Raw genomic sequence first — 22,812 nt, 5'->3', positions numbered from 1 at the left:
CCGTGCGCGCCTGTCACGGAAGTGACAGCGTGGCGAGACGGGGAACGCTAGAGAGAGGCGTACGGCATGAGGGCGGTCGGAGTATGAGGCTGACGATTCTGGGCGGTGGCGGATTCCGGGTGCCACTGGTGTACGGAGCGCTGCTCGGCGACCGCGGCGATGGCCGGGTCACCCAGGTCACTCTGTACGACCCGGACCCGTCCCGGCTCACCGCCATCGCGGGTGTGCTGGCCGAGCAGGCGTCCGGCCTCCCCGACGCGCCGGCCGTCATCGCGACCACGGAGGCGGACGACGCCCTGCGCGGCGCCGACTTCGTGTTCTCCGCGATCAGGGTGGGCGGCCTCGACGGCAGGGCCACGGACGAAAGCGTCGCGCTCGCCGAGGGAGTGCTGGGCCAGGAGACCACCGGCGCGGGCGGGATCGCGTACGGGCTGCGGACGGTACCCGTCGCGATGGGCTACGCCCGGCGGATCGCCGCGCTCGCACCGGATGCCTGGGTCATCAACTTCACCAATCCGGCAGGGCTGGTCACCGAGGCGATGTCCCGGCTGCTGGGCGACCGGGTCATCGGCATCTGCGACTCCCCCGTCGGGCTCGGCCGACGGGCCGCCCGGGCAGTCGGCGCCGCACCCGGCGAGGCGTGGATCGACTACATCGGCCTCAACCACCTCGGCTGGCTTCGCGGGTTGCGGGTCGCCGGGCGGGACCAGCTTCCGCGGCTGATGGCCGACTCCGAAGCCATCGGCTCCTTCGAGGAGGGGCGGCTGTTCGGCGCCGAATGGCTGCGCTCGCTGGGAGCGGTCCCCAACGAGTACCTGCACTACTACTACTTCAACCGCGAGACCGTCCAGGCCTACCGCTCGGCCGTGCGGACCCGCGGTGCCTTCCTGCGCGACCAGCAGGCCGCCTTCTACGCGGACCCGTCCCTCAAGAGCTGGGATGCGACCCGGTCCGAGCGCGAGGCCACCTACATGGCAGGCAGCCGCGACGTGGCGGGCGCCGGTGAGCGCGCCGCCGACGACCTCGGCTCCGGGGGGTACGAACAGGTGGCACTGGCGCTCATGCGCGCCATCGCCCGCGACGAGCGCGCCACGCTGATCCTCAACGTCCGCAACCGCGGCACCCTTTCGGAGCTCGACCAGGACGCCGTGATCGAAGTGCCCTGCCTGGTCGACGCGAACGGCGCCCACCCTTACGCGGTCGACCCGCTGCCCGGTCACGCGGTCGGCCTGGTCACCGCGGTCAAGGCCGTCGAGCGGGAGGTGCTCGCGGCGGCGGACAGCGGCTCACGCGCCACCGCCGTGAAGGCTTTCGCCCTGCACCCACTGGTCGACTCCGTCGCCGTCGCCCGCCGTCTTGTCGACGGCTACACCCAGCAGCACCCCGGCCTCGCCTATCTCAACCGGAAGTAGGTGTCTGTCCGATGCACGACGAACGCCCCAGGATCGAGCAGCGCGTGGAGCGGGTACTTGAGCAGCGGATCCGGCCCCTGGTCCACTCGGCCGCCGTGCCGCTGACGGTCGAGTCCTGGCAGGTGCCGGACGAACCGGTGCCGCTCGGGCAGGTGCTCGAGCGAGTACGGGACACGGACTTCGAGCCCTTCGCGATGGGCACGCCCTGGGGCCCTCCCTGGGGCACCACCTGGTTCCGGGTGCGGGGTGAAGTGCCCGCCGACTGGGCGGGCCGCCGGGTGGAGGCGTGGTTCGACCTGGGATTCGTCAGCAGCTGGCCGGGCAACCAGGCGGAGGCTCTGGTGCATCTGCCGGACGGCACCCCGCTCAAGGCGGTCAACCCGCAGAACCAGTACGTCCCCGTCGCCTCGCCCGCGGCCGGTGGGGAGCGGGTCGCGTACCTCATCGAGGCCGCCTCCAACCCGGACATCCTCGCCGACCGCTTCCGCCGCCCAACCGCGATGGGCGACAGGCACACCGCGTGTCGTGATCCGCTCTACACCTTCGCGCGCGCCGATCTCGCCGTGCTCGACGAGGAGGTCTGGCATCTGTCCCTGGACGTGCAGGTGCTGCGGGAACTGATGCTGGAGCTCGACGAGCACGATCCGCGCCGGCACGAGATCCTGCACACCCTTGACCGGGCCCTGGACCGGCTCGATCTGGACGACGTCCCCGGCACGGCCGCGGCCGTGCGCACCGTGCTCGCGCCCGCCCTGGCTTCGCCCGCGCACGCCGGTGCGCACACCCTGTCGGCCGTCGGGCACGCGCACATCGACACCGCCTGGCTCTGGCCGATCCGCGAGACCAGGCGCAAGGCCGCGAGGACCTTCGCCAACGCCACCGCTCTGGCGCGGGAGTACCCGGAGTTCGTGTTCGCCTGCTCCCAGGCGCAGCAGTACGCCTGGGTGCGCGACGGCCACCCGCAGGTGTGGGCCCGTATCCAGGAGGCGGTGAAGCGGGGGCAGTGGGCCCCGGTCGGCGGCATGTGGGTGGAGGCCGACGGCAATCTGCCCGGTGGCGAGGCACTGGCCCGCCAGTTCGTCCACGGCAAGCGCTTCTTCCTCGACGCCTTCGGGATCGAGACGGAGGGGGTGTGGCTCCCCGACTCCTTCGGCTACACGGCCGCGTTCCCGCAGCTCGCGAAGCTCGCCGGGATGAAGTGGTTCCTCACCCAGAAGCTGTCCTGGAACCAGAGCAACAAGCTGCCCCACCACACCTTCTGGTGGGAGGGCATCGACGGTTCGCGGATCTTCACCCACTTTCCGCCGGTGGACACCTACAACGCCGTGTTCTCCGGGCGGGAGCTGGCCCACGCGGTGCGCAACTACCAGGAGAAGGGACGCGGTACGCGCTCGCTCGCACCGTTCGGCCACGGCGACGGCGGAGGCGGCCCGAACCGGGAGATGCTGGAGCGGGCGCGGCGGCTGGCCGATCTGGAGGGCTCGGCGAAGGTCGTGATCGAGCACCCCAACGCATTCTTCGCCGCGGCGCAGGCGGAGTACCCGGACGCTCCGGTGTGGTCGGGCGAGCTCTATCTGGAGCTGCACCGGGCCACGTACACCACCCAGGCCCGCACCAAACGGGGCAACCGCCGCAGTGAACACGCTCTGCGCGAGACCGAGTTGTGGGCGACGGCGGCAGCGCTGCGGGTGCCCGGCTACACGTATCCGTACGCGGATCTCGACCGGCTCTGGAAGACGGTGCTGCTGCACCAGTTCCACGACATCCTGCCCGGCTCGTCGATCGCGTGGGTGCACCGGGAGGCGGAGGAGGAGTACGCCCGGGTCGCGGCGGAGCTCGACGCGCTGACCGCGCAGGCGCTGGAGGCCGTGGGTGGGACGGGCCCGCTGGAGGTCTGGGCGTACAACGCGGGTCCGCGGCCACGGTCGGAGGTGGTGCGGGTGCCATCCGCACTGGCGGGCGTGTTCGACCCCGGGCTGCCCCGGCTGTCGGACGGCACGATCGCCGTCCTCGCCGACGTGCCCGCCGCGGGCTGCGCGCCCGTGGCAGCGGGCGTGCCCGCGCTGCCACCGGTCAGGGTCATCGGCCACCAGATCCTCGACAACGGACTCGTACGGGTCCAGCTGGCGGACGACGGCACCTTCGCCTCCGTGCGCGATCTGGGAGCGGACCGCGAGGTGCTCGCACCGGACGGCCGGGGCAATCTGCTGCGGCTGCACACGGATCTCCCGAACTACTGGGATGCCTGGGACATCGACAAGCACTACCGGCACCGCTGGACGGATCTTCTGGAAGGCGTGGTGGTCACGGCCGCCGAGAGCGATCCGCTGCTCGGGTCGCTGCGTGTGGAGCGGTCGTTCGGCCAGGGCTCGCGGATCGTGCAGACCGTGACCCTACGGGCCGGGAGCCGCCGGATCGACATCGCCACCGAGATCGACTGGCACGAGAAGGAGAAGATCCTCAAGGCCGGCTTCCCGCTCGACGTGCACGCCGACCGGTCCACGGCGGAGATCCAGTTCGGTCATGTGCACCGGCCCACCCATACCAACACCAGCTGGGAGGACGCGCGTTTCGAGGTCTATGGGCACCGCTGGGTGCACATCGGCGAATCCGGCTACGGCGTCGCGCTCCTCAACGACGCCACCTACGGCCACGACGTCTCCCGGACCACCCGGGAGAAGGACGGCGGTACGACCACGACCGTACGGCTCAGTCTGGTGCGCGCGCCGCGAGTGCCGGACCCGGGGGCCGACCAGGGGCCGCATCAGTTCACCTACTCCTTGCTGCCGGGTGCGACGATCGAGGACACGATCGCCGAGGGCTACGCCCTGAACCTGCCGCTGAGGATCGGCCCCGGCGGTGCGGCCGTGCCGCCCGTCGTCACCACGGACGGGCCGGCGGCCCTGGTCGAGGCGGTGAAGCTCGCCGACGACGGGTCGGGCGATGTGGTGGTGCGGCTCTACGAGTCGCTGGGCGGGCGGACGACGACCACCCTGCGCACCGGCTTCCCCGCCGCGAGCGCGGTGATCACGGATCTGCTGGAGCGCCCGCTGCCGGAACAGCCGCGGCTCACCGTCGAGGACGACGCTGTGTCGGTGGCACTGCGGCCCTTCCAGATCATGACGCTGCGCCTGGGCCGCCGCTGATCAGGGTGCCTTCGTCAAGGGGGTCGTCAAGGGGGTCTTCAAGGGCCCTCACCGCGTGTGGTGGACCCGGCCCACGGGAAGTAGGGCGGAAGGCACCGAGGGGGCCGCAGCTCGGCAAAGGGGGTAGCACATGGGCGGGTACGTGGGCTGGATCATGGTGATCGCCGTGATGGCGCTTCCGATCGTGATCGGACTGACACGGGAGACAGGCCATTTCCGGCGCGTGACCAGAGCGGACCGCGCGATGCGCGAACTCGCGACCGCGCCCGGGTGGGAGCTCCATGACCGGTCAGCCGGTCGATGGAGCGGATATCTCTATCACTTCCCGTTGGTCGACGGGCTTCCCGCCAGGGTGCTGCACGGTTCGTACGAGGGTCACGAGGTCACGGTGGCACGTCTCCAGAGACTCGAGCAGCGGCGGGGGCTGCACTGGCTCTCGGTGTCCTTCCGGCTCCCTCGGAGGTACCCGATGCTGCGCCTGGAACGAAGCTGGAGCGCGGCCCACACGGGTCTTCCCGTGCCCGGCAACGCCTTGTACGTACCCGTCGCCTCCGACGTCAACGCCGTCGCGGGGCCCATGGAGTCCGCGCGGCTGCCTCAACGGCTGCTGGCGCTGGGGGCACCGGCCGTCTCGCTGGGCGGCGATGAGATCCTCTTCCTCTACCACCCGATGCCCGACGTACCGGACCTGCCCGCCCTCGTCGCCCGACTGGCCGCGCTGCTGCCCGACGTGCTGGGGGCGAGCGAGCTGCTCCGCGAGGACCCGGCTGCCCCCGAGGACGCGTCGTGACAAGGCCGTCCGGTCCCGTCCCGGCGATCTGTGCGAAGGCGGCAACTCCTGGACGAGGGCGCAGGGGTGCAGTGTGAGCAGCGACTACGAGAACCGCGACGACCTCCACGAGCGCGACGAGCGCTCCAAGCGCCGGATCGAGACGCTCTGGCGCGTCGGCACCGTGCTCGCCCTCGTCGTCTGGCTTGTCTTCCTCGTCTCCATCATCGAGGACAACCCCGGACCGGTGTGCGGTACGGGCCAGGACAAGGGCCCGTGCTGAGCGCTCCTCCCCACCCCGCCTCGGGTGTGCCCCGGCGGGCTCGGACCGTGCCGGGTCGTCGAGGTCACGGCGGACCGTGCGAGGCGTGGCGTGGTGTGCCGGCAGGTGGCGGGCCAGTCCTTACGGACCTGTGACGCCGTGGCCGTGGGCGGGGGCAGATCGTGATCCTCGCCGTAGCGTCGGCGGCATGCGAGTTCTTGTCACTGGAGGCGCGGGATTCATCGGCACGTACATCGTGGCCGCCCTCGCCGCACACGGCCACGATCCGGTCGTCCTCGATGCCCTGCTGCCCGCGGCGCACCCCGGTCCTCCCCCGTCGTCCCCCGGTCGGGTGCCCGGCGCCATCCACGCCGACCTCCGCGACCGCGAGGCGGTCGACCTCGCGCTGCGCGGTGTCGACGCGGTCTGCCACCAGGCGTCGATGGTGGGTCTCGGAAAGGACTTCGAGGACGCCCCCGCCTACGTCTCCTGCAACGACCAGGGCACGGCGGTGCTGCTCGCGGCGATGGCGCGGGCCGGGATCCGCGATCTGGTGCTGGCCGGCTCGATGGTGGTCTACGGCGAGGGCCGCTACGACTGCCCTTCGCACGGCACGGTCCGCCCGCGACCACGACCCCTCGCCGCGCTGGAGGCGGGCCGCTTCGAGCCCGACTGCCCCAGCTGCGGCCGGGAACTGACACCGGGCCTGGTCGACGAGGACGCCGCCACCGACCCGCGCAGTGTGTACGCCACGACGAAGCTCGCCCAGGAGCATCTGGCGGCGTCCTGGGCGCGGGCGACCGGCGGCAGGGTCACGTCCCTGCGCTACCACAATGTGTACGGCCCGGGGATGCCCCGGGACACCCCGTACGCCGGAGTGGCCTCCTACTTCCGTTCGGCGCTGGAGCGGGGCGAGGCTCCGAGGGTCTTCGAAGACGGGGGCCAGCGCCGCGACTTCATCCACGTCGGCGATGTCGCGGCGGCCGGCACGGTGGCGCTGGAAGCGCTCGCGGGCCGAGCGCCGGGCAGCGTCACCGCCTACAACACCGGCAGCGGTACCCCGCACACGGTCGGCGAGATGGCGGCCGAGCTGGCCGCGGCGTACGGCGGGCCGGCGCCGGTGGTGACCGGGGAGTTCCGGCTCGGCGACGTACGGCACATCACCGCCGACTCGCGGCGCCTGATGGCCGACCTGGGGTGGCGTCCGGCCGTCGGCTTCACGGAGGGCATGGCGGAGTTCGCGGCGGCGGGTCTGCGGGGTGCGGCGGCATGAGCGTCGCGAACAAGCACGTCCTGAACGGCGTGAACACCATCGGCGGCACGAGTGCCGGGAATGCCGTCGCCGACGTTGTGCTGCCCTGTCTGGACGAGGCCGAGGCGCTTCCCTGGGTGCTGGCGCGGATCCCCCGGGGCTGGCGGGCCGTCGTCGTCGACAACGGTTCCACGGACGGGTCGGCGGATATCGCCCGGGGCCTCGGGGCGACCGTCGTCACCGAGGCGAGGCGCGGATTCGGCGCCGCCTGCGATGCCGGACTGCGCGCCACGAGCGCCGAGTTCGTGTGCTTCTGCGACTGTGACGCGTCCCTCGACCCCGGGCTGCTGCCGGGACTGGTGCGGCGGGTCGCGGACGGGGAAGCGGACCTGGTGCTCGGCCGCCGACGGCCCCGGGAGAGCGGGGCGTGGCCACTGCACGCACGTGCCGGGAACGCGGCGCTGGCGCGGATGCTGCACCGCCGCACCGGACTTCGGCTGCACGACCTCGGACCGATGCGGGCCGCGCGCCGCTCCGACCTGCTGGGCCTGAAGCTCAACGACAGACGCTGCGGCTATCCGCTCGAGATGGTCGTCCGCGCGGCGGACGCCGGCTGGCGGGTCGAGGAAGCGGATGTGCCGTATCTGCGCCGTGTGGGCGCGTCGAAGGTGACCGGCACGTGGCGGGGCACCTGGCAGGCGGTGCACGACATGCGGCAGGTGCTCTCGGCGCCACCGCTCCTGCCCGCGGTGCGGAGCGTCTCATGACCACTCTGCTGGTGATGGCCAAGGAACCCGTGCCCGGCCGGGTGAAGACCCGGCTGACATCCCTGTACACACCGCGGGAAGCGGCGGCGCTGGCCGAGGCGGCGCTCATCGACACGCTGGAGACCGTCCGGGCCACCCCCGCAGGGCGCAGGGTGCTGGTGCTCGACGGCGCCCCCGGCCGCTGGCTGCCGCCCGGAATCGAGGTCGTAGCGCAGGCGGCGGGCAGCCTGGACATGCGGCTCGCCGCCGCGTTCGCCGGCTGCTCGGGACCAGCCCTGCTGATCGGGATGGACACTCCCCAGGTCACACCCGGGATGCTGGCGGACGGGCTGCGACTCGCCCCCGGTCGGGCGGTGTTCGGTCCTGCGGACGACGGCGGCTTCTGGGCACTCGGGCTGGCCGAGCCCGATCCGGACCTGGTCGCCGGGGTGCCGATGTCCGTGGCGCGCACCGGGGCCGTACAGCGGCTGCGGTTGGAGGAGGCGGGGCTCTCGGTACGGGAACTCCCCCGGCTGACGGACGTGGACACACCCCGGGACGCGGCGCTGGTGGCCGATGGCGCTCCGGACACCCGGTTCGCCGCGGAAGTCCGGCGGCTGGCACGCCTCCGAGCGGGAGCGGGGGCACGATGAGCCTCACGACGGAAGCGACGGAAAGCGCTGCGGCTGGCGAGAACACTGCGGCGGGCTCCCTGGCGGCATGGCGGGCCGATCCGTACGCGGACGCCCTGCGCACCGGGTGCGGGCCGCTGTTCCTGCGCCGTCCGGACGGCTGGCTGCTGCCTCTGGACGTCGAGCGGTGGTGCGCTCCGGCCGACGAGGCCGATCGCACGGTGCTCGAACGCTGCCGCGGCCCCGTGCTGGACATCGGCTGCGGCCCCGGCCGGCTGGTCGCCGCACTGGCGGAGCGGGGCCGGCCCACGCTCGGTGTGGACGTCAGCCCGGCCGCGGTCGCCCGCACGGTCGGCTCGGGTGGCAGCGCGCTGTGCCGCTCGGTCTTCGAACCCCTCCCGCAGGAGGGCAGTTGGGGTACGGCGCTGCTGATCGACGGCAACACGGGCATCGGGGGCGACCCACGCGCGCTGCTGTCCCGTGTCGCCGAACTCGTCTCCTCCGACGGTCTGCTGATAGCCGAGGCCGCACCGGTGGAGGTGGACGAGTGCGTCGATGTCCGGGTGGTCGACGGCAGTGGGGGGCTCGGCACTCCGTTCCCCTGGGCCCGGGTGGGGCCGTCGGCGCTCATCGGCCACGCGGTGGCGACCGGGTGGGGTCGGCCGCAGCGGTGGACGGCCGGGGGGCGTACGTTCGTGTGTCTGTCCCGTGGTGTCGTCGCCCGCCGGATCCGAGCACACGGTTCACTCGTCGTGTGAACACGGGAGAGGTGCTGGTGGACGCCTTCGGGCGCGTCCAGGAGGCGGTACACGAAGCGGTCGAGGGTCTCTCGGCGGACGAGCTGCACGCCCGGCTCGATCCCGGTGCCAACAGCATCGCCTGGCTGGTGTGGCACCTCACCCGGATCCAGGACGACCACATCGCCGACGCGGCCGGGCGGGAGCAGGTGTGGCCGGCGCAGGGCTGGGCCGAGCGGTTCCAGCTCCCGTTCCACGAGCGCGAGACCGGCTACGGTCACTCCAGCCGAGAGGTCGCCCAGGTCCGGGTGGACTCCGCCGGGCTGCTGCTCGGCTACTTCGACGCCGTGCACACGCAGACGCTGGCGTTCGTCGGCGGGCTCAAAGGCGCGGCCCTGAACCGGATCGTGGACGAGGCGTGGTCACCGCCGGTGAGCCTGGGCGTCCGGCTGGTGAGCGTCATCGCCGACGGCCTCCAGCACGCGGGCCAGGCGGCCTTCGTCCGGGGCGCGCTCGAGCGACGCTGACCGCCCGGCCCTCGATTGCCCCGGACCTTACGGATCGCTGACGGTGGTGCCCGACGTGCGGCACGGGGCCGCTCCGGCTGACACGCTGAACGGGTGATCAACCCGCGCACCTTCGCCACGCCTGGGGCCGTCCTGGCCCTCACCGCCCTCGCCACCGTGCTCGCCCTGACCGTCCGGGGAGACCGCTACTACTCGGACCCGGTCGGCCTGGCGTGCTGGTACGGAGCCTGCTGGCTGCTCTTCGCGGCGGCGGTGCGGTGCCTGCGCGGGGTCCCGGTGCGCCGGGTTGCTGCGCTGGTGCTCGGCGGCTCGGTGATCGTCGCGGCGACCGGCCTGCTCGCTCCCCCGCGCACCAGCTCCGACATGTACCGCTACGCCTGGGACGGCCGGGTCCAGGCATCCGGTGTCTCGCCATACGACCATGTGCCCGCCGACCCGGCGCTGGCCGGACTCCGCGACGGCTGGCTCTTCCCGACGGGCCCCGGGTGCGAGGGCCCCGAGCGGGCCCGGATCGCCACTCCCGGGGAACAGGGCGAGCGGTCCTCCGGGAGCGCTCAGGTGCACTGCACGCGGATCAACCGGCCGGGTGTGCCGACGATCTACCCGCCGCTGGCCGAGGGGTACTTCCTGCTGGTGCACGCCCTGTCGCCGGACGACGGCCGCGCCCGCCACAAGCCGCTCCAGACAGGTGGCGCGCTGCTCTCGGTGGGTGTGACGGGCGTGCTGCTGCTGGTGCTGCGGCGGCGGGGAGCGGATCTCCGGTATGCCGCCTACTGGGCATGGTGCCCGGTCGTCCCACTCGAAGCGGTCAACAACGCCCACGCCGATGTCCTGGGTGTGCTGCTCGGAGTAGCCGGGCTCGCCGCCGTGGTGCGCCGCCGGACCACCGGGGGCGCGCTGCTGGGCGCGGCCGCCGCGACGAAGCTGATCCCCGCCGTGCTGCTGCCCGGTGCCCTGGCGGGCGTGCGCCGCTGGCGTGACGCGGCCACGGTGCTGGTGCCCGCGGGGGTCGTCATGGGGCTGGTCTACCTGCCGTACATCCTGCTCTCCCGTGGTTCGGTCCTCGGCTACCTGGGCGGCTACGTCGAGGAGGAGGGGTACGACGACGCCTCCGCCGGCAGCAGGTACGCCCTGTTGCGGCTGGTGCTGCCGGACGGCTGGGTGACCTGGGCGATGGCGGCGGGGGTGCTCTGCGCGGTGGTGCGTGTCCTGCTGCGCGGCGACCCGCAACGGCCTTGGAGCGGCGCGCTGTTCGTGACCGGCACGGCGTTCCTGCTGCTGACGCCTTCGTACTCGTGGTACGCACTGCTGCTGGTCGCGTTGGTGGCTCTGGACGGGCGGTGGGAATGGCTTGCGGTGGCCCTGGCGGGAGCCGTCAAGTACGTCATGGGCCAGTGGGACGGCAGCGGGTTCGTGATCAGCGCGACGGCGTACGGGATCGCGGCCTGCGTGGTCCTGGCCGGAGCGGTCCTGCGTGAGCGGGCCCGGGACAAGGCGGTCGCCCTCCGGGTCGGTGGAGCTCGCGAGCACCAGGACACCGAGTCCGGGGCGCCCGCTGAACCGGGTGCTGGTGCTCACTCCGGCACGGTTTCCGCGCCCGTCGCCCCGCGTCCGCCGACGGGGCCGGACTCGAAGAGGTCATCCGCGACTTCTTCCGAGGGATCGGCCCCGTGACGGGTCGCAGCGAGTGGTTGGCGGAGGCCGTCAGCCGACGCGGGCCACGCCCGCGTAGCCCGGGATCGGTTCGTCGCCCGTGACCGCGACGGCCTCACCGAGCTCAGGGTGCCAGTCGGCGGTCAGCGAGACGCCGGGCCCGACCAGTTCGAGCCCGTTGAAGAACCGGGCGAACTCCTCGCGGGAGCGGAGCCGCAGGGTGAGTCCGCGCGCCGAGTACATCGCGCGGGCCTGCACGGCCTTCTCGGGGTCGAAGTCCCCCGTGGTGTGTGACAGCACCAGGTAGCTGCCGGGCGCCAGCCGGGCGACCAGCCGCTCCACCAGTTCGTACGCCCCGTCCTCGTCGTCCACGAAGTGCAGCAGCGCGAGCATCGACAGGGCGACCGGCCGGGAGAAGTCGAGGACCTTGCCCGCCGCCTCCAGGATGGTCCCGGGGTCGCGGGCGTCGGCCTGGATGTAATCGGTGGCGCCCTCGGGAGAGCTGCGCAGCAGCGCCTCGGCATGGGCCAGCACGATCGGGTCGTTGTCGCAGTAGACGACACGGGAATCCGGGGCGACCCGCTGGGCTATCTGGTGCAGATTGGGCTCGGTGGGGATGCCGGTGCCGATGTCCAGGTACTGGCGGATGCCGGTATCACCGAGCCAGTGCGTGGCGCGGTGCATGAAGGCGCGGTTGACTCGCGCCATGTCCCGTCCGCGCGGCTCGAGCGCGAGGAGCTGCCGGGCCATCTCCTCGTCCACCGGGTAGTTGTCCTTCCCTCCGAGGAACCAGTCGTACATCCGGGCGGGGTGCGGCTTGCTGGTGTCGATCCGTACGACGGCGGGGTCTTGCCCGGTCATCTGGCATCTCCTGGAGTCAGCGGACAGTGACAGAGGGACGAACGGAACTGTACGCAATCCGCAGGCAGTTGAGCAGGCATCAGGCCGACGGGGCGGATCAGCCGCCCGGTCGGCCCCAGCCGGCTGCCGGATCAGGGCAGGCCAGTGCGACAGGGTCAGTTCATCTGAGGAGGAAATCCGCCTGCCCGGACTTCGCCCCCTGGATGAACGCGGCGATCTCGCCGTGGGTGTAGATGAGCGCGGGGCCGTCAGGATCGGCGGACTGGCGCACGGCCACCCTGCCGTCGGCCAGCTTCATGGCCTCGAAGCAGTTGCCGCCGTTGCCACCGCTCCACGGCTTGTGCCAGCCTTCCGAGCCGAGCTCCCGGGCGGGCATGCCGTTGTATATGCGATCCATTCACAGCTCCTTGCGGACAGCCCTGAGGATGTCCTTCGTGCGTTGTGCGGTGGCGGCCTGGGCCGCCATGCGGTCCATGACCTCGAGGTGGGACGCCACCTCGGGGCGCGCGTCGAGGTAGACCGCGCCGGTCAGGTACTCGCTGTAGACCATGTCGGGCAGCTCGGGCATCGCGAACCGGAAGAGCACGAAGGGCCCGTAGGTACCGGGGTGCGGCCCGGTCGCGAACTCGGCCAGCTGGAGGGTGACATTGGGCAGTTCGGTGGCTTCGAGAAGCCGGTCCAGCTGATCCCGCATCACCTGGGCGCCGCCCACCGGCCGCCTCAGCACGGTCTCGTCCATGACCACCCAGAATCTGGGCGCGTCGGCCCTGGTGAGCAGGGCCTGCCTCTCCATCCGCAGCGTGACATGACGTTCGACGTCCTCGGCGCTGGTGGCGCCGAGGGCTCCGCTGCGCATGACGTCATGGGCGTACTCCCGGGTCTGGAGCAGTCCGGGGACGAAGTGGGGTTCATAGGCCCGGATCAGGCTCGCGGCCCCTTCCAGACTGACGTACATGCTGAACCAGTTCGGCAGCACATCGTGGTAACGCTGCCACCAGCCGGGCCTGTTGGCGTCCTCGGCGAGCCGGAGGAAGTTCTCGGCCTCCTCGTCCTCGACCCCATAGGCCCGCAGCAGCAGTTGTACGTACGGGATCTTCAGCGCGACCTCGGCCAGCTCCATCCGGCGGATGGTGGCGGGAGCGACATGGAGCACCTTGGCTGCCTCTTCGCGCCTCAGTCCCGCTCGCTGCCGCAGCTCCTGGAGCCGCTTGCCCAGCACGACCTGACCCACGGTGGGGGCGGACCGCGGCTCACTCACTACGACCTCCCCTGCGCCCCGTTCTCGACGGAGACGAGTGTGCCATGAGACCGCATCCCAGAACCGGCCACTCTGCAATTTTCATAGTGCCCCTTGCCAAGTGTCATCTTCCGGAGGAGAGTGGCTCACTGAACCAGTTCACGAGGCTGCCGCGCTCTGCCCGGGGAGAGGCGTGACGGCACCGTTTCCCCACCGTGAAGGATTGGTCGTGGCACCTGGTAACGCGCTCAGCCCACAGCTCGCCGCCCCCTTCGCTTCACCGTCGGCCGTCCGCCGATTCGGCCGCTCCGGGTTCGAGCAGCCGGCCCCTCTCCGGGGGCACGGGCCAGCCGCCCGCGAAGCCCGGGGCAGCCGCGGAACCCGCGGCAGGAACAGGGGCCTTGAAGGGCCCGATGGGGCACACGAGGGACACCTCGACATCCCCGCGGAGCTGTCGGCCTCGCTGGGCTGCGACGCGGTGGGAATTCCCGCACGGCACGCAGCGCGAATGCTCACGCGACTGCCGCACACGGGCTGCGTGTTCTCGGACACCGACTGGTGGTGGTGGATCGTGCCCGAGGGCTCCGACCTGGAGCTGACCTGGCCGCTACCCTCCTACTACTCCCGTGGCGCCCGCGTGCCGACGCCGTCCGCGCGCCTGATCCACTGGCCGGTGGACGCCAGTCCCTACACCCCGCCGATCCCGCTCTATCTGATGGTGTGCCAGATCACGGGAATAGCGCCCGCGTGGTCCCGCTACGAACCCCGAAGCGCACAGGAAGTCTGAGCCCCGGCCCGGCACCGCACCCGACAGGTCCTTGAGCGGCGCTCGCCGCTCTGCGGCAACCGGGTGACGGGTAAGGACAGTTGCCGCTACGGGTGGAAGGATCCCCGGGATGTCCGGCAAACCGTCCACACACGGGGGTCACCTTGTCTCTGCTCGCCATCAGCGATCTGCATGTCAACCATCCGGAGAACCGCAAGCACGTCGACAGCCTGCGTCCGGAATCCGATGACGACTGGCTCCTGGTCGCGGGAGACGTCGGCGACCTGGTGTCGGACGTGGAATGGGCGCTGGCGCTGCTGCGTGAGCGGTTCGCCGAAGTCGTCTGGGCGCCCGGCAACCACGAGCTGTGGACCGTGCCCGCCGACCCGGTGCAGGCCCGGGGCGTGGAGCGCTACGAACTGCTCGTGGATCTGTGCCGTGGACTCGGCGTGCACACGCCCGAGGACCCGTATCCCGTCTGGACGGGCGATGACGGGCAGCCGGTCGCCGTCGCACCGCTCTTCCTGCTGTACGACTACACCTTCCGCCCGGACGGGACGACCACCCGGGACGAGGCACTGGACCAGGCACGCCGCGCCCATGTCGTCTGCACCGACGAGCGCTTCCTGCACCCCGACCCCTACCCCAGCCGGGACGCGTGGTGCCGGGCCCGGCTGGAGCTGACCCGGTCACGACTGGCGGAGATCCCCCCGGAGCTGCCCACGGTGCTGGTCAACCACTATCCGCTGGTCCGCGAGCCGACCCGGGTGCTGCGGTATCCGGAGTTCGCGCTGTGGTGCGGTACGGAGCAGACGGCCGACTGGCACCTCGACCACCGGGCACGGGCGATGGTCTACGGGCACCTGCACATCCCCCGCACGACCGAGCACGACGGGGTGCCGTTCCACGAGGTGTCGGTGGGCTACCCCCGTGAGTGGCAGCCCCGGAGCGGGGGCCCGGCACAGCCGACGCGTGTCCTGACCTGACGCGTGTCCTGACCTGACACGTGTGCCGACCTGACACGTACCTCACCTGACGCCTGCGCCGACCTGCCGATGACATGGCGGGACCTGGTGGCGCCCCGGGGACGCCGACTGCCGACTACGTCACAGCGGCTGCCGGTACCTCCCCGTACGATCGGGCACCGCCGCCCCTGGCCGGGTGCGGAGCGATACGCACGAAAGGTCCAAGGTGCCCGATTTCGCCAGCAGTTCCACGCCGTCCGGCGAGGCGGGCGGGGCCCAGCGCCCCGCCCGCGCCTTTCCCACCCCCAACGGGATGACCGGCATCGGCATGATCGTGGTCGATCCGGACGGCCGGATCCTGCTCGGCCTCGGGCACGACGGCCGCTGGGAGCTCCCCGGAGGGAAGGTCGACCCCGGGGAGAGCTTCGAGCAGGCGGGCGCACGCGAACTGGCGGAGGAGACGTCACTTCAGGTCGCCGAGGACGAGGTGTCGGTCATCGCCGTCGTCCTGGACGGCGAACAGGGCATCCCCCGGATCTCGGCCGCGGGCCTGGTCCGGAATACCGGCGGCGAACCCCGGGTCACGGAGCCGGACAAGATCGTGCGGTGGCAGTGGCACCAACCCGAGGACATCGGGGATATTCCAGGCGGACTCTTCGTACCGTCGGCCGGAGTGCTGCGGGCCTGGCGTCCAGATCTAACACTTCCGAGGGTTCATACGTACTCCTATCCGATTTCTGTTATCGGAGCGGAGGCAGGGCGTCTCCCCTGTGACGGACGAAACAGGCCCGAGCCCAGGAAGTGAGTGGACACAGCGTGAGCAGCGAACGCGAAGCCCGGATGGTCAAGGCAGCGCAGGCCGGAGACCAGCAGGCGCAGGACCGGCTCGTCGCCGAGTACCTTCCACTGGTCTACAACATCGCCGGCCGGGCCCTCAACGGCCACGCGGATGTGGACGACGTGGTGCAGGAGACCATGATCCGCGTCCTCGGCGGCCTGGACGGGCTGCGCAGCCCGGAGAGCTTCCGCAGCTGGCTGGTCGCCATCACCATGAACCAGATACGCGGCCACTGGCGGGAACGCCGTTCGGAGGCGATACCCACCGGTGACGGCCTGGGCGACGCACACGACGACGTCGACCCGGGGGCCGACTTCGTCGATCTGACCATCCTTCGCCTCGGGCTCTCCGGCCAGCGCCGGGAGACCGCCGAGGCCACCCGCTGGCTGGACGAGGACGACCGCGCCCTGCTGTCCCTGTGGTGGCTCGAGGCCGCGGGAGAGCTCTCGCGCGGCGAGGTCGCCGAGGCCATGGAGCTGACGCCCCAGCACACCGCGGTGCGCGTACAGCGGATGAAGGCCCAGCTCGAGGCCGCGCGCGTGGTGGTGCGGGCACTCGACGCCAACCCGCGCTGTGTGCTGCTGGAGCCGATAGTCGCCTCCTGGGACGGCATACCCTCGGCCCTCTGGCGCAAGCGCATCGCCCGCCATGCCCGCGACTGCACGGTCTGCGCGGGCCACTGGTCGAATCTCGTGCCCGCCGAGGGCCTGCTCGTGGGGCTCGGACTCATCCCGGTGGCGGCCTTGCTCGCGGGCAAACTCGCCGCGCCGGGCTTTGTCGCCACGGCCTCCGCACACGCCGCCGACACCATCGCCGCGCCCGGCCTCGTCACCACGGCCTCCGCACACGCGGCCCCTGCCCGGGCAGCCGGTCGCAGGGGCGACCACTCGGACGGTGCTTCCTCCGCCCCCTCCTCCCGGACCCAGGCAAGGCTGGAGCGGGCGAGCCGTCGGCGCCGTGCCACGGTCGTGGCGGCCGGTGTCGCCGTCCTGGTCGCCGGTGGTGGAGCGGTCAGCATGCTGAACGGCCCCGATCGTGAGGTGGTGGAGCCTTCGACGGCCGCGGCCCCGGCCGCCCCGTTGCTCCCCTCGGCCTCCGAGAGCCCGTCCTCCTCCCCGACGCCTTCCGCCTCGGCCTCCCCGAGCCCCAAGCCGAGCCCGAGCAAGTCCTCGGCGAAGCCGTCGCCGAAGCCGAGCCCGGTGCGGCCCAAGTCCCAGCCGAAGCCCGCCCCGAAGGCCCCGGAACCGGACCCTCAGCCGGCCACCGGAGGCAGCACCGCCGAGCGGGTCATCGCGCTGGTCAACGCCGAGCGCGCCAAGGCGGGCTGTGGTCCCGTGAGCAACAACGGCCAGCTCGCCTCAGCAGCCACGAACCACTCCGACGACATGGCCGACCGCGGCTTCTTCGACCACACCAACCCGGACGGCGAGGACCCCGGCGACCGGATCACCGACGCCGGCTACCGCTGGAGCACCTACGGCGAGAACATCGCACGCGGCCAGCAGAGCCCCGAGTCGGTGATGGACTCCTGGATGAACAGCTCAGGACACCGCGCCAACATACTGAACTGCTCCTTCAAGGAGCTGGGCGTGGGCATCCACAACGGGTCCGGCGGGCCCTGGTGGACGCAGGCGTTCGGCTCACAGCTCTGACCTGACCGGCGCGGCTCGCGGACGGGGGGCCGCTCATGGCGGACCCCCGTCCCCTCCGGCGGCACAGGGACTCATGAGTTCTCCCCGCCCCGCAGGGTGACATCCAGCCAGTCGAACGCCCGCTGGTCGAACAGCGAGCGGTTCCACCCCTGGCAGTGCCCCCGTGCTCCGTCCTCGGCCCGGAAGCGCAAGAGTGTCCGGGGGCCGCCCAGGGCGTCGAGCAGCGGCTCGGCCTGGACGGACAGCGGGTCGTCGTCGTTCGCGATGACGAGAGTCGGGCAGGTGATGCGACCGGCGACCCCGGACAGCCGGTAGCGGTCCATCTCGATGACGTACGCGCCCAGCGAGTCGAGCCCGTGCACCCACAGGGCCCGCTGGACCATCCGCCAGCGCATGACCGGGTCGTCGGCGACGGGGGCAAGGTACTCGTCCAGGGCCTCTGGGCCGATGTCGGGCAACTGGTCCCTGAGCGCGGGCGGCAGGGGGAGCACGTCGACGGGGTCGTAGAGCCCGGGGTCGGCGATCAGCGCGGCGACCCGGTCATCGCCCGACACCCCGCGTGGAGCGAGATAGCCCCCGAAGCTCCACCCCATGACGGCGATACGTCCGGCGTCGATCTCCGGCCTGCCGGTCGCGTAGTCGATGACCGGGCGCAGCACGGTCTCCCAGTCCGGCCGCATCCGCAGCCCCTGCTGCACCAGCGCCCGCCCCTGGCCCGGACCGTCCACGAGAAGGCAGGCATAGCCGCGGCGCACCGCGGGCAGGGCATGGGCCCAGTACATCTCGTGGATGTTGGAGTCGTAGCCGTTGACGCCGACCAGCGTCGGACGCGCGACGCCCCGGTCGTCGTCGGGCAGGCAGAGACATCCCGGCAGCGTGGTGCCCTCGAACGGGACCTCGACCAGCTCGACGGGCCGGGACGCCAGCGCGGCGTACCGGCTGAAGCACTCGCGCTCCCGCTTGAACGCGGCCTCGAGCAGCGGGTCCACGGGTGAGCCGAACAGCGGCTGGTAGGACATGCGGTTGTAGGTGGTGGCCCGCCAGAACCCGCCGGCCGCGCTCACCCGGTGGCCCCGCTCCGCGCTGTGCTCGGCCGCGGCGGCCACCCGGGACGCGGTGGCCGACCAGGCGCGGTACCAGGATTCCCGGTCGCCGGCGCGGATATGGCCGGCCGTGGTGGCGCACTCGCCGTACTCGGCGCCGCCGCGCGCGATCAGCATCAGCGCCCGCTCGGCGTGCATCTGGAACAGCGGGTCGTCGAAGAGGTGCATGCGGATCCTCAGGCCGGGACGGGAGACGGCACCGGACCGCCTCTCGGCCGATCCTTCACCGGTCGCGGGCCACATGCCCGAGGCGCGCCGTGCACGGGGCCAACCGGGTCGCGCTCCGGAGCGCGCGCACCCCGGTGGCGCATGCGGGGCACGTCCGCGACACGGGCGAACCCAGGGCTGCGCTCAGACCGGAACGGCATCTTCCGTAAACCTACACATTGAACACTCAACCAATGCAGGGGAGCTGAGTGCCGCTCAGCGCGCGCGGGCCGCTTGGCGCCTTGACTGGCCATTGGGGCGGGAGTGTCCGATTCGGCGCACCACCCCCAGCCGCCCTGAGAAGAATTCGGCCCGTGAAGCTTGTGCAGATCTCGCCACCAACACGTGGACACGCCTGCACGCGGATTTAATTCCGTGACCGACCAAGGGCTCAAGAACCGTTGCCGGATTGGCTGCACAGCGTCTCCACGTGCTTTGATCCAGCGCACCGCAAGAGTGACACCGAGGGTTCTCGATGAATCGGGTATCCGAGGCACACACGCTCGCGGAAGCGGTCGGTGCATTTCCCGGCGGGGCCCGGCCGCGTCCTTTAAGAAATATCCACATGAAGGGAAACTCGATCATGGACTTCACCCCCCAGGTTGAGACCGCGGAGATCTCCGACGCCGACCTCGACAACGTGTCCGGCGGCCTGCACAGCGCCGTTGTCACCGGTGTCGCGGGCAACGTGACCTCCACCCTCGACTCTGTCGCCCCGGTCTCCGGCCTCCTCGGCACGGCCGTCGGCACCGTCGAGGGCGCCACCGGCCTCAACACCGGCGCCGTCACGGGCCTGGTCGCCGGTCTCTGAGCCGGTCAGTGTGGGCCCCGGAACCGTTTACGTTCCGGGGCTTGCCGCAGTTTTCCCGCAACATTCCCGACCCGTTTCCGACTTGCACTTGTGCACGCGAGGGAAGAGTCCCGTGCAGTTCCGCCAGAAGGCACTTTCCAAGCTGCAATCGCCCGAGGAAATCGATCTCCCGGTCCGATTCGCCCGTCCACAGGGCTGGCTCGTCCTCAGCGTCACCATTGTCGCGATGGTCGCTTCGGGCATCTGGACGGTAAAGGGTTCCGTTTCGTCCACTGTCAGCGCACCCGGGATTCTCACGCATGCGCAGGGCAGTTATGTCCTCCAGAGTCCGGTTGGCGGGCAGGTCACCGAGGTGCTCGCCCAGGAGGGCAAGCGACTCCCGGCCGGCGCTCCGCTGCTGAAGGTGCGAACAACACCGTCCGACGGGACGCCGGAGGCGGACGGGGAGCCGGACGCGACGAAGGACACAGTCATCCGCACCCTCGCCGCGGGCCGGGTCACCGCACTCTCCGTCGGCATCGGTGCCGTCGTCACCACCGGTGCCGACGTGGCGGTCGTGGAACGCGTCGACAAGGCCGCCGCCCCGTTGCGCGCGATGCTCTACATGCCCGCCGACAACGGCTCGGCGGTCCCTCTCGGCGCCCGTGTCGACCTGACCGTGCAGTCCGTGCCCGCACAGCGGTACGGGGTACTGCGCGGACGGATCGAGGCGGTCGGCCGGAATTCCCAGACCCGTCGGCAGATCGCCGGTTTCCTCGGCGACGACCAACTCGGCGAGCAGTTCTCCCGGCAGGGGCGTCCGCTCGCCGTCCTGGTGCGCCTCGAACCGTCCGCCGGCACCCCGTCGGGCTACCGCTGGTCCTCACAGGACGGCCCCGCGCACGCACTCGACTCCATGACCCTGGTCACGGGGGCCGTGCACCTGGCCGACCAGCACCCGATCGACTGGCTGCTGCCATGACCCGGACATCACCACCGCGCACGAGCGGCCACGGCCGCCGTCGCGCGAGGCCCGCCCCGCCCGCACCGCGCAGGCAGAAGCCCGTCCGCACCCCCACCGTGCTCCAGATGGAGGCCGTCGAGTGCGGAGCCGCCGCACTCGCCATGGTCCTGGCCCACTACGGCCGACACGTCCCGCTCGAGGAACTGCGTATCGCCTGCGGGGTGTCCCGGGACGGCTCCCGCGCCAGCAACATCCTCAAGGCGGCCCGCAGCTACGGCCTCCAGGCGAAGGGCATGCAGATGGAGCCCGCCGCGCTGGCCGGGGTCCGCCCGCCCGCCATCCTCTTCTGGGAGTTCAACCACTATGTCGTCCACGACGGCATCGGCCACCGCCTCGGCCGCCGTGGTGTGCACATCAACGACCCCGACAAGGGCCGCCGCTTCGTGCCGATGGAGGACTTCGACACCAGCTTCACGGGCGTCGTGCTGGTCTTCGAGCCCGGCAGGGACTTCCGCGAGGGCGGCAGGCGGCCCGGAGTGCTGCGTTCCGTCCCCGCACGGCTGCGCGGGACCACAGGCACCATGGTCGCCGCGCTGCTGGCCAGCCTGCTGCTCGTCGCGGTCGGCTCGGCGCTGCCCGCGCTGAGCCGTACGTACATCGACCTCTTCCTGGTGGGACGCCAGACCTCGCTGCTCGGTGTCCTGTTCGCCGCCATGGCGTCGATGGTGGCGCTGACCGCCGTGCTCACCGGTCTCCAGCAGGCAAATCTGCTGCGCGGCCGGATCATCTCGTCGACGCTGAGCGGTGCCCGCTTCCTCCGCCATCTGCTGCGGCTGCCCGTGACGTTCTTCGCCCAGCGCAGCCCCGCCGATCTGGTGCAGCGGCTCCAGTCCAACGACACGGTGGCCGAGACCCTGGCCAGGGACCTCACGGCTTTCGGCGTCGACGGGATCGTGGTGGTCCTCTACGCGCTGCTGCTGTGGACGTACGACCCTCAGCTCACGGTCGTGGGTGTGCTGATCGCCCTGCTCAACGTGGTCGCGATGCGGGTGGTCGTACGGATGCGGGCGACCCGTACGCAGAAGCTCCGCGCCGACAGCGCCCGGCTCACCAACACCTCGTACACCGGTATCCAGATGATCGAGACCCTGAAGGCCACCGGTGGCGAAGCGGGCTACTTCCGGCGCTGGGCCGGCCAGCACGCCGTGACGCTGGAGGAACAGCAGCGGCTCGGCGTGCCCAGTGCGGCACTGGCCGTCGTGGCGCCGACCCTCGCGACGCTCAACAGCGCGCTCATCCTGTGGATCGGCGGACTGCGCGCCGTGGAGGGCCATATCTCGATCGGTCTGCTCGTCGCCTTCCAGGCGCTGGTGACCCGGTTCACCGCGCCGATCACCCGGCTGAACGGCATGGCGGGCCGGATCCAGGACTTCGCCGCCGACGTTGCGCGGCTCAAGGACGTGGAGAACTTCCCCGCGGACAGCCTCTACACCCGTCCCGAACCCCCCGCGAGCACCCGCAGACTGCTGGGTCACGTCACGCTGGACGACGTCACCTTCGGCTACAGCCCGCTCGACAAGCCCCTGCTCACCGGTTTCTCGCTCGCGGTCGGGCCCGGGCAGCAGGTCGCTCTCGTCGGCGGCTCGGGCAGTGGCAAGTCGACGGTCTCGCGGCTGATCGCCGGTCTGTACAGCCCTTGGGAGGGGACCATCCGGATCGACGGCCGGCGCCTGGACGAGATCCCGCGCGGGGCCCTCGCCGCCTCGGTGTCCTTCGTGGACCAGGATGTCTTCCTCTTCGAAGGAACGGTCCGCGACAACGTCGCGCTCTGGGACCCCTCGATCCCCGACGACGCGGTGGCCGAAGCGCTCAGGGACGCGGCGCTGTACGACGTGGTCTCGCGGCGGCCCGGCGGCATCCACGGGCGGGTCGAGCAGGACGGGCGCAACTTCTCCGGCGGGCAGCGCCAGCGACTGGAGATCGCCCGCGCGCTCGTGCGCCGGCCCAGCGTGCTGGTGCTCGACGAGGTGACCAGCGCTCTGGACGCGGAGACCGAACAGCTCATCATCGACAATCTGCGGCGGCGCGGCTGCGCCTGTGTGGTGATCGCCCACCGGCTGAGCACGGTGCGCGACAGCGACGAGATCGTGGTGCTCGACCATGGCGTGGTGGTGGAGCGTGGCCGCCACGAGGAGCTGGTCGCACGCGGTGGCGCGTACGCCGACCTGGTCAAGGAGCACTGAGGTGATCCCCACTCAGCCCGGCGGACCCGTCCAGCAGGGCATTTCAGCCC

21 protein-coding genes are annotated in these 22,812 nt (G+C 71.5%); 17 read left to right on the top strand and 4 right to left on the bottom strand.

Features of this window, described 5'->3' with window-relative positions:
- The first annotated feature begins 83 nt into the window (after nucleotides 1–83).
- The 10 genes from ABZ532_RS08700 to ABZ532_RS08655 all read left to right on the top strand — a co-directional run bounded on the left by ABZ532_RS08700 (nucleotide 84) and on the right by ABZ532_RS08655 (nucleotide 11,157).
- Entirely contained in the window at nucleotides 84–1,412 is a 1,329-nt protein-coding gene (locus ABZ532_RS08700) for a 6-phospho-beta-glucosidase (RefSeq protein WP_361280528.1), read from the top strand.
- Between the two features lie 11 nt (nucleotides 1,413–1,423).
- Nucleotides 1,424–4,558, top strand: coding sequence for a glycoside hydrolase family 38 C-terminal domain-containing protein (locus ABZ532_RS08695; protein ID WP_361280527.1), 3,135 nt, complete (start codon nucleotides 1,424–1,426; stop codon nucleotides 4,556–4,558).
- Nucleotides 4,559–4,688: 130 nt separating this feature from the next.
- Entirely contained in the window at nucleotides 4,689–5,348 is a 660-nt protein-coding gene (locus ABZ532_RS08690; RefSeq protein ID WP_361280525.1) for a hypothetical protein, read from the top strand.
- Between the two features lie 73 nt (nucleotides 5,349–5,421).
- On the top strand, nucleotides 5,422–5,610 hold the full coding sequence (locus ABZ532_RS08685) for a hypothetical protein (protein WP_361280524.1): 189 nt from the start codon (nucleotides 5,422–5,424) through the stop codon (nucleotides 5,608–5,610).
- A gap of 187 nt (nucleotides 5,611–5,797) precedes the next feature.
- Nucleotides 5,798–6,862, top strand: a complete 1,065-nt coding sequence (locus tag ABZ532_RS08680; RefSeq protein WP_361280523.1) for an NAD-dependent epimerase/dehydratase family protein — start codon at nucleotides 5,798–5,800, stop codon at nucleotides 6,860–6,862.
- Nucleotides 6,859–7,608 carry a glycosyltransferase family 2 protein gene (locus tag ABZ532_RS08675; protein ID WP_361280522.1) on the top strand — a complete coding sequence of 250 codons (750 nt, stop codon included), beginning with the start codon at nucleotides 6,859–6,861 and terminating at the stop codon, nucleotides 7,606–7,608. Before ABZ532_RS08680 ends, ABZ532_RS08675 begins: the two co-directional genes overlap by 4 nt.
- The gene (locus ABZ532_RS08670; RefSeq protein WP_361280520.1) at nucleotides 7,605–8,240 is read left to right on the top strand and encodes a DUF2064 domain-containing protein; all 636 of its coding nucleotides are present in this window, start codon (nucleotides 7,605–7,607) and stop codon (nucleotides 8,238–8,240) included. The genes ABZ532_RS08675 and ABZ532_RS08670 overlap by 4 nt, the downstream gene beginning before the upstream one ends.
- Nucleotides 8,237–8,977, top strand: a complete 741-nt coding sequence (locus tag ABZ532_RS08665) for a class I SAM-dependent methyltransferase (protein ID WP_361280519.1) — start codon at nucleotides 8,237–8,239, stop codon at nucleotides 8,975–8,977. Before ABZ532_RS08670 ends, ABZ532_RS08665 begins: the two co-directional genes overlap by 4 nt.
- Nucleotides 8,974–9,483 carry a DUF664 domain-containing protein gene (locus ABZ532_RS08660; RefSeq protein ID WP_361280518.1) on the top strand — a complete coding sequence of 170 codons (510 nt, stop codon included), beginning with the start codon at nucleotides 8,974–8,976 and terminating at the stop codon, nucleotides 9,481–9,483. Before ABZ532_RS08665 ends, ABZ532_RS08660 begins: the two co-directional genes overlap by 4 nt.
- Nucleotides 9,484–9,576: 93 nt before the next feature.
- Complete coding sequence (locus ABZ532_RS08655; RefSeq protein WP_361280517.1) at nucleotides 9,577–11,157, top strand: glycosyltransferase 87 family protein; 1,581 nt, start codon at nucleotides 9,577–9,579, stop codon at nucleotides 11,155–11,157.
- 30 nt (nucleotides 11,158–11,187) lie between these two features.
- Here ABZ532_RS08655 and ABZ532_RS08650 read toward each other — a convergent pair whose 3' ends face one another.
- From ABZ532_RS08650 to ABZ532_RS08640, 3 genes are all read right to left on the bottom strand, one after another.
- Nucleotides 11,188–11,997, bottom strand: a complete 810-nt coding sequence (locus tag ABZ532_RS08650) for an SAM-dependent methyltransferase (RefSeq protein ID WP_361280516.1) — start codon at nucleotides 11,995–11,997, stop codon at nucleotides 11,188–11,190.
- 160 nt (nucleotides 11,998–12,157) lie between these two features.
- Entirely contained in the window at nucleotides 12,158–12,394 is a 237-nt protein-coding gene (locus ABZ532_RS08645) for a DUF397 domain-containing protein (RefSeq protein ID WP_361280515.1), read from the bottom strand.
- Nucleotides 12,395–13,255, bottom strand: a complete 861-nt coding sequence (locus ABZ532_RS08640) for a helix-turn-helix transcriptional regulator (RefSeq protein ID WP_361280514.1) — start codon at nucleotides 13,253–13,255, stop codon at nucleotides 12,395–12,397.
- Between the two features lie 418 nt (nucleotides 13,256–13,673).
- On the opposite strand from ABZ532_RS08640, the gene ABZ532_RS08635 reads away from it, so the two are divergent.
- The 4 genes from ABZ532_RS08635 (at nucleotide 13,674) to ABZ532_RS08620 (ending at nucleotide 17,455) form a co-directional block, all read left to right on the top strand.
- On the top strand, nucleotides 13,674–14,021 hold the full coding sequence (locus ABZ532_RS08635; RefSeq protein WP_361280792.1) for a hypothetical protein: 348 nt from the start codon (nucleotides 13,674–13,676) through the stop codon (nucleotides 14,019–14,021).
- A 143-nt stretch (nucleotides 14,022–14,164) separates the two neighbouring features.
- Nucleotides 14,165–14,986: a metallophosphoesterase gene (locus ABZ532_RS08630; RefSeq protein WP_361280513.1), complete on the top strand. Its 822-nt coding sequence runs from the start codon at nucleotides 14,165–14,167 to the stop codon at nucleotides 14,984–14,986.
- Between the two features lie 292 nt (nucleotides 14,987–15,278).
- Nucleotides 15,279–15,770 (top strand): NUDIX hydrolase, encoded by a 492-nt coding sequence (locus tag ABZ532_RS08625; protein WP_361280790.1) that lies wholly within the window; start codon nucleotides 15,279–15,281, stop codon nucleotides 15,768–15,770.
- Nucleotides 15,771–15,781: 11 nt separating this feature from the next.
- On the top strand, nucleotides 15,782–17,455 hold the full coding sequence (locus ABZ532_RS08620) for a sigma-70 family RNA polymerase sigma factor (RefSeq protein WP_361280511.1): 1,674 nt from the start codon (nucleotides 15,782–15,784) through the stop codon (nucleotides 17,453–17,455).
- Nucleotides 17,456–17,526: 71 nt separating this feature from the next.
- Here the strand turns inward: ABZ532_RS08620 and ABZ532_RS08615 are convergent, their stop codons facing one another.
- The gene (locus tag ABZ532_RS08615) at nucleotides 17,527–18,726 is read right to left on the bottom strand and encodes an alpha/beta fold hydrolase (protein ID WP_361280510.1); all 1,200 of its coding nucleotides are present in this window, start codon (nucleotides 18,724–18,726) and stop codon (nucleotides 17,527–17,529) included.
- 622 nt (nucleotides 18,727–19,348) lie between these two features.
- Here ABZ532_RS08615 and ABZ532_RS08610 point away from each other — a divergent pair.
- The 3 genes from ABZ532_RS08610 to ABZ532_RS08600 all read left to right on the top strand — a co-directional run bounded on the left by ABZ532_RS08610 (nucleotide 19,349) and on the right by ABZ532_RS08600 (nucleotide 22,762).
- Complete coding sequence (locus ABZ532_RS08610) at nucleotides 19,349–19,576, top strand: type A2 lantipeptide (protein ID WP_361280789.1); 228 nt, start codon at nucleotides 19,349–19,351, stop codon at nucleotides 19,574–19,576.
- A 112-nt stretch (nucleotides 19,577–19,688) separates the two neighbouring features.
- Complete coding sequence (locus ABZ532_RS08605; protein ID WP_361280509.1) at nucleotides 19,689–20,537, top strand: HlyD family efflux transporter periplasmic adaptor subunit; 849 nt, start codon at nucleotides 19,689–19,691, stop codon at nucleotides 20,535–20,537.
- Nucleotides 20,534–22,762: an NHLP family bacteriocin export ABC transporter peptidase/permease/ATPase subunit gene (locus ABZ532_RS08600; RefSeq protein WP_361280508.1), complete on the top strand. Its 2,229-nt coding sequence runs from the start codon at nucleotides 20,534–20,536 to the stop codon at nucleotides 22,760–22,762. The genes ABZ532_RS08605 and ABZ532_RS08600 overlap by 4 nt, the downstream gene beginning before the upstream one ends.
- Nucleotides 22,763–22,812: the final 50 nt, after the last annotated feature.

Source organism: Streptomyces sp. NPDC019396 (genome assembly GCF_040632375.1).
Lineage (GTDB): Bacteria > Actinomycetota > Actinomycetes > Streptomycetales > Streptomycetaceae > Streptomyces.
Note: the sequence above shows the minus strand (reverse complement) of the source record. Positions and strands in the feature narration are given on the sequence as shown.

Excerpts from the sequence above, each read along its gene's own strand:
- ABZ532_RS08610 (WP_361280789.1), top strand. The coding sequence starts at position 19,349 with ATGGACTTCACCCCCCAGGTTGAGACCGCGGAGATCTCCGACGCCGAC.
- ABZ532_RS08675 (WP_361280522.1), top strand. The coding sequence starts at position 6,859 with ATGAGCGTCGCGAACAAGCACGTCCTGAACGGCGTGAACACCATCGGC.
- ABZ532_RS08665 (WP_361280519.1), top strand. The coding sequence starts at position 8,237 with ATGAGCCTCACGACGGAAGCGACGGAAAGCGCTGCGGCTGGCGAGAAC.
- ABZ532_RS08650 (WP_361280516.1), bottom strand. The coding sequence starts at position 11,997 with ATGACCGGGCAAGACCCCGCCGTCGTACGGATCGACACCAGCAAGCCG.
- ABZ532_RS08625 (WP_361280790.1), top strand. The coding sequence starts at position 15,279 with ATGACCGGCATCGGCATGATCGTGGTCGATCCGGACGGCCGGATCCTG.
- ABZ532_RS08615 (WP_361280510.1), bottom strand. The coding sequence starts at position 18,726 with ATGCACCTCTTCGACGACCCGCTGTTCCAGATGCACGCCGAGCGGGCG.
- ABZ532_RS08700 (WP_361280528.1), top strand. The coding sequence starts at position 84 with ATGAGGCTGACGATTCTGGGCGGTGGCGGATTCCGGGTGCCACTGGTG.
- ABZ532_RS08670 (WP_361280520.1), top strand. The coding sequence starts at position 7,605 with ATGACCACTCTGCTGGTGATGGCCAAGGAACCCGTGCCCGGCCGGGTG.
- ABZ532_RS08680 (WP_361280523.1), top strand. The coding sequence starts at position 5,798 with ATGCGAGTTCTTGTCACTGGAGGCGCGGGATTCATCGGCACGTACATC.
- ABZ532_RS08645 (WP_361280515.1), bottom strand. The coding sequence starts at position 12,394 with ATGGATCGCATATACAACGGCATGCCCGCCCGGGAGCTCGGCTCGGAA.
- ABZ532_RS08695 (WP_361280527.1), top strand. The coding sequence starts at position 1,424 with ATGCACGACGAACGCCCCAGGATCGAGCAGCGCGTGGAGCGGGTACTT.
- ABZ532_RS08600 (WP_361280508.1), top strand. The coding sequence starts at position 20,534 with ATGACCCGGACATCACCACCGCGCACGAGCGGCCACGGCCGCCGTCGC.
- ABZ532_RS08690 (WP_361280525.1), top strand. The coding sequence starts at position 4,689 with ATGGGCGGGTACGTGGGCTGGATCATGGTGATCGCCGTGATGGCGCTT.